Annotated in this window: 14 protein-coding genes, 1 pseudogene and 1 riboswitch; of the genes and pseudogenes, 1 reads left to right on the plus strand and 14 read right to left on the minus strand. The window is 70.9% G+C overall.

What is annotated here, in order from left to right; all coding sequences use genetic code 11:
* Positions 1-23: 23 nt before the first annotated feature.
* The gene (locus tag E4N62_RS35440) at positions 24-2564 is read left to right on the plus strand and encodes an ABC transporter permease (protein WP_230221103.1); all 2541 of its coding nucleotides are present in this window, start codon (positions 24-26) and stop codon (positions 2562-2564) included.
* Positions 2565-2646: 82 nt separating this feature from the next.
* Here the strand turns inward: E4N62_RS35440 and E4N62_RS35445 are convergent, their stop codons facing one another.
* The 14 genes and pseudogenes from E4N62_RS35445 to E4N62_RS35510 all read right to left on the minus strand — a co-directional run bounded on the left by E4N62_RS35445 (position 2647) and on the right by E4N62_RS35510 (position 18290).
* A complete protein-coding gene (locus E4N62_RS35445) occupies positions 2647-3948 on the minus strand; it encodes a class I SAM-dependent methyltransferase (RefSeq protein WP_230221105.1) in 1302 nt (433 codons plus the stop codon).
* 329 nt (positions 3949-4277) lie between these two features.
* Complete coding sequence (locus E4N62_RS35450; RefSeq protein WP_230221107.1) at positions 4278-5660, minus strand: NAD(P)/FAD-dependent oxidoreductase; 1383 nt, start codon at positions 5658-5660, stop codon at positions 4278-4280.
* 481 nt (positions 5661-6141) lie between these two features.
* Positions 6142-7083: a Ppx/GppA phosphatase family protein gene (locus E4N62_RS35455; protein ID WP_184893215.1), complete on the minus strand. Its 942-nt coding sequence runs from the start codon at positions 7081-7083 to the stop codon at positions 6142-6144.
* The gene (locus E4N62_RS35460; RefSeq protein WP_230221109.1) at positions 7080-7631 is read right to left on the minus strand and encodes a DUF501 domain-containing protein; all 552 of its coding nucleotides are present in this window, start codon (positions 7629-7631) and stop codon (positions 7080-7082) included. Before E4N62_RS35460 ends, E4N62_RS35455 begins: the two co-directional genes overlap by 4 nt.
* 58 nt (positions 7632-7689) lie before the next feature.
* Positions 7690-8172 (minus strand): septum formation initiator family protein, encoded by a 483-nt coding sequence (locus E4N62_RS35465; protein WP_230221111.1) that lies wholly within the window; start codon positions 8170-8172, stop codon positions 7690-7692.
* Positions 8173-8325: 153 nt separating this feature from the next.
* On the minus strand, positions 8326-9621 hold the full coding sequence (gene eno, locus E4N62_RS35470) for a phosphopyruvate hydratase (protein ID WP_230221689.1): 1296 nt from the start codon (positions 9619-9621) through the stop codon (positions 8326-8328).
* A gap of 423 nt (positions 9622-10044) precedes the next feature.
* Positions 10045-10728 (minus strand): transglycosylase family protein, encoded by a 684-nt coding sequence (locus tag E4N62_RS35475; protein WP_230221114.1) that lies wholly within the window; start codon positions 10726-10728, stop codon positions 10045-10047.
* A gap of 4 nt (positions 10729-10732) precedes the next feature.
* A riboswitch (cyclic di-AMP (ydaO/yuaA leader) is annotated at positions 10733-10933 on the minus strand.
* Positions 10934-11115: 182 nt separating this feature from the next.
* On the minus strand, positions 11116-12141 hold the full coding sequence (locus E4N62_RS35480) for a transglycosylase family protein (RefSeq protein WP_230221116.1): 1026 nt from the start codon (positions 12139-12141) through the stop codon (positions 11116-11118).
* Positions 12142-12336: 195 nt separating this feature from the next.
* A complete protein-coding gene (locus E4N62_RS35485; RefSeq protein ID WP_230221118.1) occupies positions 12337-13659 on the minus strand; it encodes a cytochrome P450 in 1323 nt (440 codons plus the stop codon).
* Between the two features lie 84 nt (positions 13660-13743).
* On the minus strand, positions 13744-14235 hold the full coding sequence (locus tag E4N62_RS35490; RefSeq protein WP_230221120.1) for a hypothetical protein: 492 nt from the start codon (positions 14233-14235) through the stop codon (positions 13744-13746).
* A gap of 1 nt (position 14236) precedes the next feature.
* A complete protein-coding gene (locus E4N62_RS35495) occupies positions 14237-15154 on the minus strand; it encodes a nucleoside triphosphate pyrophosphohydrolase (protein WP_230221122.1) in 918 nt (305 codons plus the stop codon).
* Between the two features lie 153 nt (positions 15155-15307).
* Entirely contained in the window at positions 15308-15979 is a 672-nt protein-coding gene (locus E4N62_RS35500; RefSeq protein ID WP_230221124.1) for a SurA N-terminal domain-containing protein, read from the minus strand.
* 137 nt (positions 15980-16116) lie between these two features.
* A pseudogene (locus tag E4N62_RS35505) lies at positions 16117-17579 on the minus strand (protein kinase).
* A 102-nt stretch (positions 17580-17681) separates the two neighbouring features.
* Positions 17682-18290 (minus strand): hypothetical protein, encoded by a 609-nt coding sequence (locus E4N62_RS35510; protein WP_230221126.1) that lies wholly within the window; start codon positions 18288-18290, stop codon positions 17682-17684.
* Positions 18291-18388 lie beyond the last annotated feature (98 nt).

Below are 18388 nucleotides of genomic sequence, written 5' to 3' on the forward strand. Positions count from 1 at the left end.
CGCCCCGACCCCAGGACCCCTTCATGTTCCGTACCGCCCTGCGCAACGTGCTCTCGCACAAGGCCAGGCTTCTCATGACCGTGCTCGCGGTGATGCTCGGCGTGGCCTTCGTGTCCGGCACGCTCGTCTTCACCAACACCATCTCCGACGCGCTGCAGAAGAGCTCGGCCAAGGGCTTCGACCAGGTGGACGTCGCGATCCGGCCGGGGTACCAGCCGGACGAGGGCGACACCGTCGCCGACCAGCCCAAGCTGACTCCCGAGGTGCTGGAGAAGGTCGAGCGGGCGCCCGGCGCCGAGTCGGCGATCGGTGTGGTGAGCGGGTTCACCGCCCTCGCCGGCAAGGACGGCAAGCTGATCGGCGGCGGCTTCCAGTCGCAGGGCGGAAACTACTGGGGGACCGACGATCCCCGGTACCCCATCCGGGACGGCGGCCGCGCGCCGAAGGGCGCGGACGAGGTCGCGATCGACTCGGAGACCGCGAGGCGGGCCGGGTACGAGGTGGGCGACACCGTGCGGCTGTCCGTCGACGGCCCGGTCCTCACCCCCACCGTCAGCGGCATCTTCACGACGGACGACGGCAATGTCGCCGCCGGTGGCAGCCTCACCCTGTTCGACACGGCGACCGCGCAGAAGCTCTTCCACATGGAGGGCGAGTTCGGCACGATCAACGTGACGGCGGCGGCCGGCACCAGCCAGGCCCAGTTGCAGAAGTCCGTCGAGGACGTCCTGCCGAAGGACTCCGTCCGCACCACCACCGGTCAGCAGCTCGCGGACGACCAGGCCACGCAGATCGCCGCCGAGATGAGCGGGCTGAAGAACGCGCTGCTGGTCTTCGCCGGGATCGCCCTGTTCGTGGGCACGTTCATCATCGCCAACACCTTCACCATGCTGGTGGCCCAGCGCACCAAGGAGCTGGCGCTGCTGCGCGCGGTCGGCGCCTCCCGCCGTCAGGTGACGCGCTCCGTGCTGATCGAGGCGTTCGTGGTGGGCCTGGTCGCCGCGGTGACCGGCCTGGCCGCCGGTGTCGGGATCGGCGCCGGGATGCGGGCGCTGATCAGCAGCCTCGGCGAGACCGTCCCCGCCGGCCCGCTGGTGGTCTCCCCCGGCACGGTCGCCACCGCGCTGCTCGTCGGCGTACTGATCACGATGCTGGCGGCCTGGCTGCCGGGCCGCCGTGCCGCGAAGATCCCGCCGGTCGCGGCGATGAGCAGTGTGCACGCGAAGGCGACGACCAAGTCGCTGGTCGTACGGAACACGATCGGCGCGCTGTTCGCCGGCGCGGGCGTGGCCACCGTGCTGTACGCCACCACCATGGACGGCTCGGACGGGCAGGCGCCGATGGGCATCGGCGCGGTGCTGCTGATCATCGGTGTCTTCGTCCTCACCCCGCTCCTGTCCCGCCCGCTGATCGCGGCCGCGGCGCCCCTCATGCGGGTGTTCGGGATCTCCGGCAAGCTCGCCCGGCAGAACTCCGTACGCAACCCGCGCCGCACCGCCGCGACCGCCTCGGCGCTGATGATCGGCCTGACGCTGATCACCGGGATGACGGTGATGGCGGGCAGCCTCCAGACAGCCATCGGCAAGATGGCCGCCGACGCGATCAAGGCGGACTACGTCGTCTCGATGGCCAACGGCAACTACCTCTCCCCGGACGTGGAGAAGAAGCTCTCCACCACCGAGGGAGTCACCGCCGTCTCACCGCTGCGCAACGCCGAGTCCCGGATCGGGAACGAGACCGAGTACCTCACGGGCGTGAACGGCACGGCCATCGGCAAGCTCACCAACCTGCCGCTGGACAACGGGACGTTCAAGGTCGGCGGCGGGCAGGTCGTGGTGGACGCGGACACCGCCGGGCGGCGCGGCTGGAAGGCCGGTTCCGAGTTCACCGCCGGGTTCGAGGGCGGCGAGAAGGAGAAGCTGACCGTCTCCGGGATCTACGAGAGCAACGAGCTGATCCGGGGCATCCTGCTGGACAACGCGACGCTCACGAAGCGGCTGCCGGCCGGCGCGGAACCGGCGGACATGATGGTCATGGTCAAGACCTCGGCAGGCGCCTCCGACGCCACCAAGGACCGGCTGGAGAAGGCCCTCGGCGAGAACCCGGCGATCAAGGTCCAGAGCGGACAGGACCTCTCCGACGACATCGCGCAGATGTTCACGCTGATGCTGAACATGCTGTACGGCCTGCTCGCGATGGCGGTGATCGTGGCCGTCCTCGGCGTGATCAACACCCTCGCCATGTCGGTGTTCGAGCGCTCGCAGGAGATCGGCATGCTCCGGGCGATCGGTCTCGACCGGCGGGGCATCAAGCGGATGGTCCGTCTGGAGTCCCTGGTCATCTCCCTCTTCGGCGGTGTCCTCGGGATCGGCCTGGGTGTCTTCTTCGGCTGGGCCGCCGGCGAGCTGATCGCCAGCCGGATGCCCACGTACGAACTGGTCGTCCCCTGGGCCCGGATGGCCGTCTTCCTCCTCCTCGCCGCCACCGTCGGCATCCTGGCCGCCCTGTGGCCGGCCCGCCGCGCGGCGAAGCTGAACATGCTGGCCGCGATCAAGTCGGAGTAGCCGCACGGGAGACAGCGGGAGCCCGGCGGGAGACATACGGACGGGGGCGCGTACATGGCCGTACGCGCCCCCGTCCGGGCGTTCAGGCCCCCCAGGTCCGGGCCCTGAGCGGGAGGCCCGACGCACCCCCTTCCGGCGGCCGTACGGCCAGTACCTGGTTGACGCCGAGGTGGTTGCGTTCGAAGCCGAGGGCGGAAGCGGCCATGTACAGGCGCCAGACCCGGGCGCGACCGGGGCCGACCAGGGCGACCGCGTGCGCCCAGCGGGCTTCGAGGTTGGTGACCCAGGCGCGCAGGGTCAGGGCGTAGTGCTCGCGCAGGGACTCCACGTCGCGGACCTCGAACCCGGCGCGTTCGATCTGGGTGACGGTGGTGCCGATCGGGGCGAGTTCGCCGTCCGGGAAGACGTACGCGTCGATGAAGCCGTCGACGGAGTACGCGCTCTCGTCGCGCCGCGGCCGCCGGGAGATCTGGTGGTTGAGCAGCCGCCCGCCCGGGGCGAGCAGCCGGTACAGATCCTCGGCGTACTCCAGGTACCGGTCCGCGCCCACGTGTTCGGCCATGCCGACGGAGGAGATCGCGTCGTAGGGCCCGTCGACGACGTCGCGGTAGTCCTGGACACGGATCTCGACGCGGTCGGTGAGGCCCTCGTCGGCGACGCGTTTGCGGGCGTAGGCGGCCTGCTCCTGGGAGAGGGTGACGCCGACGACACGGACGCCGTACTCGCGGGCGGCGTGCACGGCCATCGAGCCCCAGCCGCAGCCGACGTCCAGGAGCCGCTGCCCAGGGCGCAGGTCGAGCTTGCGGCAGATGAGGTCGAGCTTGTCGTGCTGGGCGGCCTCCAGGGTGGTGGTGCCGTCGGAGGCGGCCCAGTAGGCGCAGGAGTACACCATCGACGGGCCGAGGACGGCCTCGTAGAAGTCGTTGCCCACGTCGTAGTGGTGGCTGACGGCACGTCTGTCGGTGCGTCTGGTGTGCCGGTGGCGGCTGCGGACCTCCTCGCGGGGAGGTGCGGGCGGGACCAGGACGGCGGGGCCGGCCAGCTTCAGCAGCTCCTTGACGGCCGTCCGCGCCCGGGGGTCGCGCAGGACGTCGGGGAGGCTCCGGGCGGGCTCGTCCCGCTCCCACACGTGTGCGGCCACCAGGTCCAGTACGGCGTACAGGTCGCCCTCGACCCGGAGGTCACCGGCGACCCAGGCGCGGGCCAGGCCCAGTTCGCCGGGCTTCCACAGCATTCGGCGCAGGGCCCTGCGGTTGCGTACGACGAGGGCGGGGGCCTCGGGCGGTCCCGCCGTCGATCCGTCCCAGGCCCGCAGGCGGACCGGGAGCGGGGCCCCCGACAACTGCTCGAACAGGGTCTTCAGCCGCGACGCGGCGTCCTGCATGGCGCACACCTCCGTGACAACAGATCCCGGAATGTCCAACGCCACGGTAATCACCAGGGAGGCTGCGTCGTATTCCCTGTGCGAGGTGTGTTGTTCGGCCGCGGGTGCGTGGGGGCTGGTCGCGCAGTTCCCCGCGCCCCTGAAGGACCAGGCCCTGCGGGCCCGAAAGCACGGGGCGCAGCCCCTGCTTTCCAGGGGCGCGGGGAACTGCGCGAGAAGCCCCACCGGGCCCGCGGTCGCCCACGAAACCGAACCCCCACCCCTGCCGCGCACGCCAAAAGGCCCCCCGCACCACGGATGGCGGGAGGCCCTTCGGACGGGTCAGGAAATCAGGAGGCCTTGGCCTTTTCCCCGGTCTTGCTCGCAACAGCGACCGGCGCCGGCTTCGCCGCCTCGTAGAACTCCTCGCGCGGAGTCTCGATCGCGCCGAGGGAGACGACCTCGCGCTTGAGGAACATCGCGAGCGTCCAGTCGGCGAAGACCCGGATCTTGCGGTTCCAGGTCGGCATGGCGAGACCGTGGTAGCCACGGTGCATGTACCACGCCAGGCGGCCCTTGAGCTTGATCTTCATCTTGCCCATGACGATCATCGCGACGCCCTTGTGGAGGCCGAGGCCCGCCACCGCACCCTTGTTGGAGTGCGCGTACTCCTTCTGCGGGAAGCCCCGCATACCGGAGACCACGTTGTCGCCGAGGACCCTGGCCTGACGCAGCGCGTGCTGCGCGTTCGGCGGGCACCAGGCGTTCTCGATGCCGGCCTTGCGGGCGGCGACGTCCGGGACCTGCGCGTTGTCGCCGGCGGCCCAGATGTAGTCGGTGCCGGTGACCTGGAGCGTCGGCTGGGCGTCGACGTGGCCACGCGGGCCGAGCGGCAGGCCGTAGCGGGAGAGGACCGGGTTCGGCTTGACGCCGGCGGTCCAGACGATCGTGTTGGAGTCGACCTCCAGGCCGTTCTTCAGCACGACGTGGCCGTCGACGCAGGAGTCCATGGAGGTGTTGAGGTAGACCTCGACCCCACGGCCCTCCAGGTGCTCCTTGCCGTAGCTGCCGAGCTTCGGGCCGACCTCGGGGAGGATCTTGTCGGCGGCGTCGACGAGCACGAAGCGCATGTCCTCACGGGACACGTTCTTGTAGTACTTCGCGGCGTCGCGGGCCATGTCCTCGACCTCGCCGATGGTCTCCGCACCCGCGAAGCCACCGCCCACGAAGACGAAGGTCAACGCCTTGCGGCGGACGTCCTCGTCGGTCGTGGAGTCGGCCTTGTCGAGCTGCTCGAGGACGTGGTTGCGCAGGCCGATGGCCTCCTCGATGCCCTTCATACCGATGCCCTGCTCGGCGAGGCCGGGGATCGGGAAGGTGCGGGAGACCGCGCCGAGCGCGATCACCAGGTAGTCGAAGGGCAGCTCGTACGCCTCGCCGACCAGCGGGGCGATCGTGGCGACCTTGCGGTCCTGGTCGATGGTGGTGACCCGACCGGTGAGGACCTCCGCCTTCGGCAGCACGCGTCGCAACGGGACGACGACGTGCCGGGGGGAGATGCTGCCGGCGGCGGCTTCGGGGAGGAAGGGCTGGTAGGTCATGTACGACCGGGGGTCGACGACCGTGACGGTCGCCTCGCCGTAGCGCATCTTCTTGAGGATGCGCCGAGCTGCGTACAGGCCTACGTACCCACCGCCTACTACGAGGATCCTGGGACGCTCCGTGGTGCTCATGCCATCGAGTATGTACCCGCCATACGGGGGTCGCTCGTGCGCCCCTTCACAAGCTTCTCCACGCCCTCTGCTACACTCCGCGACCCCTCTGGCCGGACCCACCGCCCACCAGGGGACCGGCCGGGGGGTTTGACCGTTGTCAAGGCCGCGTGAACTGCCGTTCCGGCCTCTCGGGGGTCCTGGACCACCCTTCCGTTTCACACGGACGAGACCCCCGCGAAAACCCTTCGGGGGCACCCTGTTGACCCCTTGGAGCCCCGGAACGCTCTGCGGAGCCTCAAAACATCGCTCAACAGGGGCGATTCTCTTGTGAAGAACTTCACGAACTTTGTCGGCGCCGGGTCGGCGAGAGATGCCGGAGCACCCCTCGGACGCGCTCATACGTTATCCGAACAGCTCAAGCGAGGGCTACCGGCGAGTAGTAAACACTTGCTCACAAGCGCCCGTGGGCCGCCGGGAGGACCCGGCGGCCACCCCGGAACTACGCCACGGACCAGGCGATGCCGTCCAGAATGTCGTGTTCGCTCACCACGACCTCCGTCGCCCCGATCCGCTCCATGATCGACAGCAGGACGAGGGCGCCCGCCGCGATCACGTCCACCCGCCCGGGATGCATCGACGGGACCGCCTCCCGCTCGGCGTGCGTGGACCGCAGCAGCCACTCGGTGATCTCGCGGACCCGGTCGTGGGCGATCCGCGAGTGGTGGATGGCCGCCGAGTCGTACGCGGGCAGATCCTGGGCGATCGCGGACAGGGTGGTGACCGAACCCGCCAGCCCGACCAGGGTGTGCGCCTCGCGCAGCGGCACGTCCCGCTCGGCGAGGTCGAGGGCCGCCTCGATGTCGGCGCGGATCGCGGCGATCTGCTCCGGCCCCGGCGGGTCGACGACCGCCCCGTCCCGGACGAGGTGCCGCTCGGTCAGCCGTACGCAGCCGATGTCCACCGAGCGGGCGCCGCGCACCCGCCCGTCGCCGACGACGAACTCGGTGGAGCCGCCGCCGATGTCCACCACCAGGTACGGCGTGGTGAGGTCGGTGCGGCCCGTCAGCTCCTTGGTGGCGCCGGTGAAGGAGAACTCGGCCTCCCGGTCGCCGGAGATCACCTCGGGCTCGACGCCGAGGATGTCGAAGACCCCGCGCACGAAGTCCTCCCGGTTCTCGGCGTCCCGGGAGGCGGAGGTGGCCACGAAACGGATCCGCTCGGCGCCCAGCTCCTTGATGACGGCCGCGTACTCACGGCAGGCCGCGAAGGTCCGCTCCAGCGCCTCGGGGGCCAGCCGTCCCGTACGGTCCACGCCCTGGCCCAGCCGCACGATGATCATCCGCCGGTCCAGCTCGACGAGCTCACCGGTGGCCGGGTCGGCGTCGGCGACGAGGAGCCGGATGGAGTTCGTACCGCAGTCGACGGCGGCGACCCGGGTCACCGGTCCTCCTCCTGCTCGGTCTTCTCGGGCGCCGACGCCGGCACGACGCACGGGCCCTTGGCCCACCACTCCGGCAGCATGGCGATCGCCTCGTCGCCCAGCGGGTTGACGCCGGGACCGGCGGCCAGCGAGTGGCCGACGAGGACGTGCAGGCACTTCACCCGGTCCGGCATGCCGCCCGCGCTGGGGAAGCCCTCCAGGACCTCGATCTCGTCACGGCGGGCGATGTAGTCCTCGTGCGCGGCCCGGTAGGCGGCGGCCAGCTCCGGGTCGGTCCCCAGCCGCTCCGTCATCTCCTTCATCACGCCGTTCGCCTCCAGCGTGCCGATCGCGGAGGCCGCGCGCGGACACGTCAGGTAGTACGTCGTGGGGAAGGGCGTCCCGTCCGGCAGGCGCGGCGCCGTCTCGACGACGTCCGGCTGTCCGCAGGGGCAGCGGTGCGCGATGGCGCGCAGCCCGCGCGGCGGGCGGCCCAACTGCTGCTGGAAGGCCTCGACGTCGGCGTCGGTCGGCTCGGTGCGCGGGGTGGGCGGCGGAGGGGTCTGCATAACCTGCTACTCAAGTCCTCGGTGTGGCTCATCGGTTGACGGTCACGAAGGTGGCCGTTCAGCTGTCGGCGGCGTCGGCCTTGTCGACCCCGTCCCAGACATTGGTGTACCAGGGACGGTCGGCCGCCCCCTGGGTCGTACGGGACTGCTTCGCCGCGTCCGGGTCGATCATCGTGTAACCGGTCTCGCCCGGCATCACATAGTGCAGCCGCTCGCGGATGCGCTGCTCGGCGTACGCGTCGTCCTTCCAGCGCGCCTTGAGGTCGCGCAACTCCTCGACCCGCTCGCGCGCCTCCTCCCGCTCCCGCTGCGTGTCGGCGATCTCGGCGCGCTGGGAGACGTACTGCCTCATGGGATAGGCGAGCGCCACGATCATCGAGCAGAGGACCAGGGCGAGCAGCGCGGCCCGGCCGGTCAGCCGGGAGCGGCGGACCTGGCGCTTGGCCTGGGAGCGGTAGACCCGTGCGGCCGTCTGCTCACCGAGCACCTTCAGCCGGGTCGCGGTGGAGAAACGGTCCCGGTCCCGGTCCTTCACGGCCATGTCCCGCTTCCCCTTCCGCTTCTGCCTTCTGCCGCGCGCACGCGCGTACGTCCCCGCACACGGTACGGGACCGGTACGGGGACGTACGTACGACTGGCTCGGGCCGGGCCCTCAACGGCTCAGCTCTTCGAGGTGGCTCAGCCCTTGCTGTGCTTACTGGTTCGCAGAGCGAAACCGCGGGAAGGCGGAGCGGCCGGCGTACACCGCGGCGTCGTCGAGGATCTCCTCGATGCGCAGCAGCTGGTTGTACTTGGCGACGCGGTCCGAGCGGGCCGGGGCGCCGGTCTTGATCTGGCCGCAGTTCACGGCGACGGCGAGGTCGGCGATGGTGACGTCCTCGGTCTCGCCGGAGCGGTGGGACATCATGCACTTGAAGCCGTTGCGCTGGGCCAGCTCGACGGCGTCCAGGGTCTCGGTCAGCGAACCGATCTGGTTGACCTTGACCAGCAGGGCGTTGGCGGAGCCCTCCTCGATACCGCGGGCGAGGCGCTCGGGGTTGGTGACGAAGAGGTCGTCGCCGACGATCTGGACCTTGTCGCCCAGCTTGTCGGTGATGGTCTTCCAGCCGGCCCAGTCGTCCTCGAACAGCGGGTCCTCGATGGAGACGAGCGGGTACGACGCGACGAGGTCGGCGTAGTACTCGGTCATCTCGGCGGCGGAGCGCTCCTTGCCCTCGAAGGTGTAGACGCCGTCCTTGTAGAACTCGGAGGCGGCGACGTCGAGCGCCAGGGCGATCTGCTCGCCGGGGGTGTAGCCGGCCTCCTTGATGGCCTCGAGGATGAGGTCCAGGGCGGCGCGGTTGGACTCCAGGTTCGGGGCGAAGCCGCCCTCGTCGCCGAGGCCGGTGGACAGGCCCTTGGTCTTCAGCACCTTCTTGAGGGTGTGGTAGACCTCGGCGCCCCAGCGCAGGGCCTCGGAGAAGGACTCCGCGCCGATGGGGGCGATCATGAACTCCTGGATGTCCACGTTGGAGTCGGCGTGCGAGCCGCCGTTCAGGATGTTCATCATCGGAACGGGCAGCAGGTGCGCGTTCGGGCCGCCCAGGTAGCGGAAGAGCGGCAGGTCGCTGGCCTCGGAGGCGGCGTGGGCGACGGCGAGGGAGACGCCGAGGATGGCGTTGGCGCCGAGGGAGCCCTTGTTGTCGGTGGCGTCCAGGTCGAACATCGCCTGGTCGATGAGGCGCTGCTCGGTGGCGTCGTAGCCGACGAGCTCCGGGCCGATCTGCTCGATCACGGCGAGGACGGCCTTCTCGACACCCTTGCCGAGGTAGCGGTTGGGGTCGCCGTCACGGAGCTCGATGGCTTCGAAGGCACCGGTGGAGGCGCCGGACGGGACGGCGGCACGACCGGTGCTGCCGTCGTCGAGGCCGACCTCGACCTCGACGGTGGGGTTGCCTCGCGAGTCGAGGATTTCCCGGGCTACGACGACGTCGATGGACGGCACGAGCATCTCCTTCATGGGATGTGACGCGGAAGTGCGGGGCCCGCGGGCCTTGCGACTAGAGCCTAACCGCCCCGGGCGCGTCGGCAGCCGACCGACCGTCCCGTGGACAGACAGACGGTACCTATTGTTTCTGCCCGGAACAAAGGGGGGTGGGCGAGAAGGTGAACGGGAAGGGGCCGGAGGGGCCGCGCGCGCATGAAAGCCCCGCCCGGTGCGTACGGGGAATGCGCACCGGAGCGGGGAGCCCGTGGGGACGGGGGGGACGGCCCTCACGAGGTCTTCACTATGGAGGACACGGATGTGAGCGGGCTGTGGTTCAGCCGGGAAGCGGCCCGATTTCTCGGCCCGGCCGAACCCGCCCCGCCTGCCCGGCCGTAGGGGCGACCGTGGGGGCGGCAGGCGTGCGGTGGCCGTCGCCTACACCGGGGGTCAGCTCAGGTGGAGCTGCTGGCCCGGGTAGATGAAGTCGGCGTCGTCGATGATGTCCTTGTTCAGCTCGAAGAGCTTCTCCCAGCCACCCTTGACGTTCTTCTTCTCGGCGATGGCGCTGAGGGTGTCGCCGGTGACGACCTTGTACTCGCCGTCGCCCTTCTTGACCTTCTTGCCGGTCGGGGTCTCGACGGTGGCGCGCTCGGAGGAACGGGAGGCCCGGGTGTCCTCGGTGCTCTTCTCGCTGCTCTCCTGGGTGCTCTTCCGCGAGGAGCCGGAGTTCGAGGAGGCGGCGGCGCCGTCGTACGAGGCGCTGGACAGGCCCTTGCCGCAGACCGGCCAGGCACCCTTGCCCTGGCCCGCGAGGACCTTCTCGGCGATCGCGATCTGCTGGGCCTTGGTCGCCTGGTCGGCGGTGGAGGCGTACTGCGTACCGCCGTAGCCGGCCCAGGTGGAGGCCGCGAACTGCAGGCCGCCGTAGTAGCCGTTGCCGGTGTTGATGGACCAGTTGCCGCCGGACTCGCACTGGGCGACGGCGTCCCACTCGGAGGCGGTGGCGGCGGAGGCGCTGCCGGCGGCCATCAGCGGGGCGGCGATGGCGGCGGCGCCGGTGACACCGGCGACGGCGACGGCACGGGCGGCCTTGGACGGACGACGGTGCTTGCCCTTGCTGGAAAACAGCATGGAGAGATCCCCTCACCGACGCCTGCGAGGTGAGCTGTCGGGTTCGGGCCGGTTGAGTTGCCCGGCCGCGCCCGCTCGCCTCTCGGCTCACGTGGCACGGCTTCACCCCTAGCCGGTTCCGATGCGTGCGCCCCCGAAGGGCCGCAACCACCGGACCCGGCACTTACCTTGGGTCCCCCGCTCCTGCCTACGGCGCTTGACGCGACGACTGTTCCTTGCGGCCGTTGGCAGGATTCGGCGTACCGACCGCAGGGGCCCGCTGTGGCGAGCGGTCACGACCGTAAACAGGTGATTGCCCGAATTTCAAAGACGATCAGGGGGTCTGTGATTCATCTCCCACGGAGATCAAAACGGACATTCAGGGGCGAACGGTGACCCGAACTCTCGCTACTTCTCGCCCGCTTCGGCACCGACTTCGAGGGTCTGACCGGGAAGGATGAGGTCCGGGTCGGTTCCGACCGTGCCCTCGTTCTCGGCGTACAGCCCGCGCCACCCGCCGGCCAGGTCCAGCGAGTCGGCGATCCGCGTCAGACTGTCGCCCGCACGGACGGTGTACGCGCCGTCCGCGGCCGCCCGCGCCGTGTCGCCGCCACGGGAGGCGTGACGGCCGGAGGGGGTGGGGTCGGCGGCGCGGGAGCCCTCGGCCGCGTCCGTGGCGGCCTCCGCGTCGGCGCCGGCACTCTCGTCGGCGCTGGCGCCGCGGTGGCGGCCGGTGCCGGTCTCGCTCTCATCAGCCGAAGAGCTCTCACCCTGTGACGACTTGTCCGACTTTGCACCCTCGGAGTTCGCGGAGTCGCCCGTGCCGACCTCGGCCCTGGTGGAGCCGTCGGCGTCGCCGGAGGTCGAGCCGGCCGAGTCGGAGCCGTCGGCCTTCCCGGCCGAAGCGGACGAATCAGACGAGCCTGCTGAAGCGGACGGACCCAAAGAATCCGAAGAACCGGAGGAGTCGGAGGAATCGGCGGAATTGGAGGACTCGGAGGAATCACCCGACTTCGCCGAGTCGTCCGCGACGCCCGTGTCCACGTCGGCCGAACCGGAGTCGCCGCCGAGGTTGTGCAGCAGACCGCACGTGGCCCAGACACCGACGCCCTGGTCGGCGAGCACCTTCTCGGCGACGGCTATCTGCTGCGAACGGCTGGCCTGGTCGGCGCTGGTCGCGTAGTCGAGGCCGCCGTACTTCTCCCAGTTCGCCTGAGTGAGTTGGAGGCCGCCGTAGCGCCCGTTCCCGGTGTCGGCGCTCCAAAAGCCACCGCTCTCGCACTCCGCCACCTGGTCCCAGGTGGTTCCGCTGGCCGCGCTCGCGCCGGTGGCACCGAGGAGCGGGATGGCGATGGCCGAGCCGGTCACTCCGGCCGCGACGAGGAGGGCGGGTGCCTGACGGGGGCGACGGTGACGACCGTTCCCGGAGAGCATGCGGTTGCCTTTCACACGACAGCAGTGACCGGTACGAAGGGAAGTGATGACCTCTTCGCACTGACGTGTGAACGTAGCCGCAGTCGATCAGTTGTCACAAGTTAATGCAGCGCAGATCACGTGCAGATCACAGAGTTGAGCGAGCGTCATTTTTCGCCATGGAATGCGGTAGTGCTACGGGCTGCCCGGGTACTACTACGTACCGTTCACGCGCCCGTCCACGAACCGCCCCTGCGGGGTGAATTGCACCGGAAGCGTGCGCAATCCCCGCATGATGAGCCCTCCACGCCATCTCAAATCGGCCGGATCCACCGCGAGTCGGAGATCCGGGAGGCGGGTGAGGAGCGTCGCCAGCGCGGTCTGGCCTTCGAGGCGGGCGAGGGGGGCGCCGAGACAGTAGTGGATGCCGTGGCCGTAACCGAGGTGCTGGTTGTCACGGCGGGAGAGGTCGAGGGTGCCGGGGTCCTCGAAGCGGGCCGGGTCGCGGTCGGCGGCCGCGAGGACGACGAGGACGGGGTCGCCGGGGGTGATGTCCTGCCCGGCGAGAGTGAGGGGCTCGGTCGCGAAGCGCCAGGTGGCGAGTTCCACGGGGCCGTCGTAGCGCAGGAGTTCCTCGACGCCGGTCTCGAGCAGGGCGGTCTCCCCCGCGGCGAGGGAGGTCTGGAGGCGGGAGCGCTGCTCGGGGTGGGTGAGCAGCGCGTAGGTGCCGTTGCCGATGAGGTTGACGGTCGTCTCGAAGCCGGCGAAGAGCAGGATGAACGCCATCGCCGCGGCCTCGTTCTCGGTGAGGTGCTCGCCGTGGTCGGAGGCACGGATGAGGCCGGAGATGAGGTCCTCGCCGGCGGTGGGGTGCTCGGTGAGGGCTTCCCGTTTGCGGTGGATGAGGTCGGCGAGATAGCCGCGCATCTTCTTGACCGAGCGGGCGACACCGCCCCTCGGGCCGCCACCGTGCCGGATCATCATGCCCGCCCAGTCCCGGAAGTCGTCCTGGTCCTCGCGGGGGACGCCGAGCAGGTCGCAGATGGCGTAGATGGGCAGGGGGAAGGCGAAGTCGTGGATGAGGTCGGCTTCGCCCGTCTCCGCGAAGCGGTCGATGAGCTGGTCGGTCAACTCCTGGACCCGCGGGGCGAATTCGGCGACGCGGCGGGGTGTGAACGCCTTGGAGACGAGGCGGCGCAGCCGCGTGTGGTCCGGCGGATCGATGTTGAGCAGATGGGTCATCAGCTCGGCCTTGCGCTCACCGGGGATGCCGGTCTTCCCCTTGGCATGGGCGGGCTCGTCGTGGTGCGCGGGGTTCTTCGACAGGCGCGCGTCGGCGAGGGCCTGCTTGGCGTCGGTGTAGCGGGTGACCAGCCAGGCCTCCACACCGCTGGGAAGCCGGGTCCGGTGGACCGGCGCGTGCTCCCGGAGCCAGGCGTACGCCGGGTAGGGATCGGTGGCGAACTCCCAGGTGAACAGGTCGGGCGCGGGGGGTGCCGCGGGAGTGCCGGTGGGGTTGGGTACGGGCTGCTCGGTCACCCGTCGACGGTAGCGGGCACCCCGGGCGACCTCCCTCCCGGCCAGGGTCTTGTCGTCCGCGCGCCCCGCGGGGGTCGACGGGCCTCAGTCACCCAGCACGCGGACGCGGCCGAGCACGGGGTCGAACCCGAGCACCGGGTGGTCGTACGCCCCTTCCGGGCACATCACGACCGGCTTGCCGAGGTGGCGGCCGAGGTCACACAGAAACCCACAGAACGCGTCGAGCCGGTCCTGGCCCTGGATCTCCCGCAGGTCCATGTCGAAGTCGATCTCCTCGTCCGAGAGGAATCGGAAGATCGCGAGTATGCCCTCCGTCGGCCACACCCTCAGCTGAGGGCATTCGGCGCCGGGCGGTCGCGCGAGTGCGCGGGCGGCGCTCGGCACGGCCAGGGGCGTGGTGCCTTCCAGGTACTCGTGCCGCCAGCCCCTGTGTGCGACGAGATCGAGGAGCGCCTGCCAGTGCCGTGCCGAGGTGTTCGGGACGTGCAGGTCCGGTAAGCCGCCCATCAGTTCGGGGTCGAAGTTCTCCTTCACCTCGTCCCACAGCAGGTCGGGAGGTTCGTCGCTCCGGGTCATGTCAGTCCGTGTCCAGGCCCTCCGCGGTTCGGATCGCGTCGCGGTAGGCGCGGGACGCTGCCCGCAGGGCCGCCTCGGGGTCGATGCCCTCGGCCTCGGCGCGGGCGGCGAGGGTGAGGAGTTCGTAGCCGATGCCGTGGCCCTGGGGCGGCGGGACGGCGAGGCCGGCGGTGCGGACGCGGGAGGCGAGCTTGGCGGCGAGGGCGAGGCCGGGCTGGCCCAGGGGGATGCCGTCGGTCACGGACTCCCGGCGTTTCTCTATCGCCTTCGTGCGCAGCCAGTGCGCCTTGACCTCCTCCGGGGTGGTGGCCGTGGCGTCGCCGAAGACATGGGGGTGGCGGTGGATGAGCTTGGTGATGATGCCGGCGGCGACGTCGTCGATGGAGAAGGGGGCGTCGGGGTCGTCCTCGGCGATACGGGCGTGGAAGACGACCTGGAGGAGGACGTCGCCCAGCTCCTCGCGGAGTTCCTCGCGGTCACCCTCCTCGATGGCCTCGACGAGTTCGTACGCCTCCTCGATGCCGTACTTGGCGAGGCCCTTGTGGGTCTGCTGCGAGGACCAGGGGCATTCGGCCCGGATGCGGTCCATGACCTGGACGAGGTCGAGCAGGCGCGCGCCGGGGAGGTCGTAGGAGGCGGGGAGCAGCTCCAGGGACGGCATCGTGAGGCGGCCCGAGCCGGCGAGGCGGGCGAGGCCGTCGGTGAGGCGGGGTTCGCCCTCGGCGGTGGCCACCACGACCACGGTGCGGCCGTCGGCGCAGGCGTCGACCAGTTCCTCGGCCGTCGGGGTCGCCCGCTCGACCGTGACGCCGGCCTCGCGCAGATAGGGGAGCTGCGGGTGCGCCTCGTCCGCGCAGAGGACCCGGTCCGCCCCGTGCAGTGCCTGCCACGCGGGCCAGGACAGCAGGCCGGGCGCCACCCGGTGGCTGGTGGTGAGCAGGACGACTCGGCCGGGGTCGGGGACGACGTCTCGGGGCCGTGGGGGCGGGGTCGCCGTCGGGGCGGTGTGCGTTCACCCCACGAACGTAACCCACGCCGCCGACGGCCCCCGAAGCACCGGTTTCGCCCAGCGCTACGCCGACTCCTGCGACCCCGCTCCCGTGACTTCCTTCAGCCACGGGGTCTTGGCCTCCAGGAGGCCGACGCGGCCGGAGGCCTTGTCGACGCCCCAGCTGCCGTAGCGGGGGTTGAGGTCGACGTCGAGTTTCTCGGAGGCCGACGAGAGGGCCTTCCAGAAGACCGTGCCGCCCTCCGGGCTGTTCAGGTCGGCGCCGAGGGCGGCGGCGAGTTTCTGTACCTCGACGTCGCTGCGGAGGCTCTCCTCCAGCTGTTCGGGGGCGACGCTGTAGCGCTGCAGGTAGGCCGCTTCGAGGGCCTCGGCGCCGCCGGCCTCCGTCTCCAGGCCGGAACGGTACTGCTGGACCTCCTTGCGGGTGACGGTGACGCCCGCGTCCTTCAGCGCCTGGTCGAGGACCTTCTCCAGGACCATGCCGTTCAGGGTGTTGCGGGTGAGGGCGCTGGTCTGGGCGACGGCCTGCTGGTACTGGCTGTCGTCCTTGCTCGCGGCGCGCTGGGCGTCGCGCACCTCGTTCACCCGGGTCTCCAGCTGCGCGACGGTGATCCGGTCGTCGCCGACGACGGCCGCCGCGCCGGGATGCGCGGCGCCTCCGCAGGCCGTGAGGAGCGGGCCCGCGGCGGTGAGCGCGGCGGTAAGGAGGAGCGCGGTGCGACGGCGGCGGTGCAAGTGAGCCTCCCGAGGAGATTGTGCGGCGGAGCACAAAGTCTTGCGGTGATCGATGGTAGGCAGTGGCCCTGCTCTCGGCCAGCCATTCGACCAACGATTCACGTCGACTTCCGGCACCGCCTCGTGCCACGTCCGGCTCAGCCCCGCACTTGCCCCAGCCACTGCAGGGTGCGCCGCACCTCGCCCGCCAGCGGGTGGCCCGGTCCCCGCAGCCGTTCCACGTCGAGCAGCAGCCGGCCCAGGGTCTCGTGGGCGGCGCCGCGGTCGCCGAGGGCGAGGAGCAGGTGGCCTATGCGGCGGCGGACGTCGAGGGAGAGCTCGGGGTCGCCGCCGACGTACTGGTTCTCGTAGTACGGCAGCAGGGAGCGGTACTCGGCGAGGGCGGCGGCCGGTTCGCCGAGCTGTTCGAGGCACTGGGCGGAGTCGTAGCGGTAGCGCAGGGCCTGGGTGTCGGCCTGGCCGGCCTCGGCGGCGCGCTCGTCGGCGAGGCGGCGCAGCTCGGGCAGGGCGCGGCGGTACTGGCCGTCGTCCATCAGCGTGGCCGCGTACTGCTTGCGCAGGGTGCGGACGACGGGTGAGTGCTCGCCGTGCTGGGCGGCGGCGGCCGGGAGGATCGCGCCGAGGATGTCGACGGCCTGGGTGATGCGGCCCTCGCCGAGGAGGCGCTTGACCTCGTCGACGGCGCCACCACGTCGGGCTTGTCGGCCGCGGGCGCGGGGTCGGGCGCGGCGGACGGCTGGGGCGCGGGATGCGGGCGCGGTCCGGCCAGGGGCGTGCGGGCGCAGGAAGGGGCGCGTGGGTCGAGTGGGGAGCCGGTGGGCATACCGCGCGCGGGCAGCAGCGGGAGGAGCTGCTCGTATGTCTCCTGGGCGGAGGACGGGCGGTGCTGCGGGTCCTTGGAGAGCAGCCGGAGGACCAGGGCCTCCAGGTTCTCGGGGACCTCGGGGCGCAGTCGGCGGACCGGGACCGGCGGCTCGTAGAGGTGGCGGTGGAGGACGCCGAGGGCGGTGGAGCCGGTGAACGGGACGTTCCCGCTGAGCAGTTCGTGCATCAGCACACCGAGGGCGTACAGGTCGGTGTAGGGGCCGACCGCGCCGCCCATGGCCTGTTCGGGGGCCATGTAGGCGGGGCTGCCGATGGGCGAACCGGTGTGGGTGAGGCGGGTGGTGTCGGTGTCCATGACGGAGGCGACGCCCAGGTCGAGCACGGTGACCGTGCCGTCCTGCTTGACCATGACGTTGCGCGGCTTGAGGTCGCGGTGGATGATCGGCACCGCGTGCACGGCGGACAGCACCGCGCACAGCTGGGCGGCGACCGAGACGGTCCACTGCCACGGGTACGGGTCGTGCTCGGCGAGGTGGTCGGCGAGGTCGGCGCCGTCGACGTACTGCATGACGAGGAACAGCTCCTCGCCCTCGCTGCCCGCGTCGTGCACGGTCACCAGGCCGGGGTGGTCGACCTGGGCCGTGACGCGGCACTCCCGCACGAAGCGGCGGCGCAGTTCGTCGGCCTCCTGGCCCGCGACCTTGTCCGGGCGCAGCAGCTTCACCGCCACCCGCCGGTCGAGGCGCTGGTCGTAGGCCGTCCAGACCTGGCCCATGCCGCCCTGTCCGATGAGCGTGGACAGTTCGTAGCGGCCGGTGATCAGGCGGCCGGTCCGCTGCCCCTGGGTCACCTGTCTCCCTCGTGGTTGCGGAGATAGTCACTGAGCTCGTCCAGCTCGGCGCGCACCTGGTCGATACGGGCCGGCCCGGGGCGCTGCGGGGCCGGGGCCCGCTGGTGCTGCGGCGGGGCCGCTGCACGGGCGGCTGCGGGACCGGCGGGGCCGGGGTGTAGGGCTGGGGACCTGGACCGGCGGGTAGCTGTAGCCGGACTGCTGGGGGTTGTAGCCGGAGGGCTGGGTGGTGTACCCGGTCTGGCCCGAGTACGCCGTGGTCTGGGCGAACGGCGACGGCGGGGCCGTACGGGCGTGGCTGAAGTGACGTATGTCCGCGTACAGGTAGTAGGCGACGATCGCCGCGAGTCCGCCGAGGAGCAGGCCCATGCCGACGTCACCGCGCCAGGTGGTGAACTCGTCCTTGCCCGGGTCGGTGCCGATGATGTACAGCGTCACGACGATGTGGACGAGCGCCAGGGCGAACAGCCACCAGTCGCGGGGCCTGCGGGTGACCGAGGCGAGCCGCAGCAGGCAGGCCCAGGCGAGCAGACCACAGCTCATGACCGCGACCACCACGAAGATCACACGGAGTGTGACCTGGCCCCCTTGATCGGGGCCGGGGGGCGGTGTCGGCGCGTAGCCGTGGCCTTGCATGGCTGCTCCTGAGGGCCTGGTGAGAGTGGACGTGCGATGTCGTTTCGAGGGTATCGGTCGACCGCGACATGAGGTCCAGGGTTGTGGACAACCGTTGT

Origin of the sequence: Streptomyces sp. MNU76 (genome assembly GCF_020982545.1) — a bacterium.
Classification (GTDB): domain Bacteria; phylum Actinomycetota; class Actinomycetes; order Streptomycetales; family Streptomycetaceae; genus Streptomyces.

What these genes read in the sequence shown, in the direction of transcription:
- E4N62_RS35465 (WP_230221111.1), bottom strand. Translation starts at nt 8,172, where the DNA reads ATGGCCGTGAAGGACCGGGACCGGGACCGTTTCTCCACCGCGACCCGG.
- E4N62_RS35490 (WP_230221120.1), bottom strand. Translation starts at nt 14,235, where the DNA reads ATGACCCGGAGCGACGAACCTCCCGACCTGCTGTGGGACGAGGTGAAG.
- E4N62_RS35475 (WP_230221114.1), bottom strand. Translation starts at nt 10,728, where the DNA reads ATGCTGTTTTCCAGCAAGGGCAAGCACCGTCGTCCGTCCAAGGCCGCC.
- eno (WP_230221689.1), bottom strand. Translation starts at nt 9,621, where the DNA reads ATGCTCGTGCCGTCCATCGACGTCGTCGTAGCCCGGGAAATCCTCGAC.
- E4N62_RS35440 (WP_230221103.1), top strand. Translation starts at nt 24, where the DNA reads ATGTTCCGTACCGCCCTGCGCAACGTGCTCTCGCACAAGGCCAGGCTT.
- E4N62_RS35445 (WP_230221105.1), bottom strand. Translation starts at nt 3,948, where the DNA reads ATGCAGGACGCCGCGTCGCGGCTGAAGACCCTGTTCGAGCAGTTGTCG.
- E4N62_RS35450 (WP_230221107.1), bottom strand. Translation starts at nt 5,660, where the DNA reads ATGAGCACCACGGAGCGTCCCAGGATCCTCGTAGTAGGCGGTGGGTAC.
- E4N62_RS35480 (WP_230221116.1), bottom strand. Translation starts at nt 12,141, where the DNA reads ATGCTCTCCGGGAACGGTCGTCACCGTCGCCCCCGTCAGGCACCCGCC.
- E4N62_RS35510 (WP_230221126.1), bottom strand. Translation starts at nt 18,290, where the DNA reads ATGCAAGGCCACGGCTACGCGCCGACACCGCCCCCCGGCCCCGATCAA.
- E4N62_RS35460 (WP_230221109.1), bottom strand. Translation starts at nt 7,631, where the DNA reads ATGCAGACCCCTCCGCCGCCCACCCCGCGCACCGAGCCGACCGACGCC.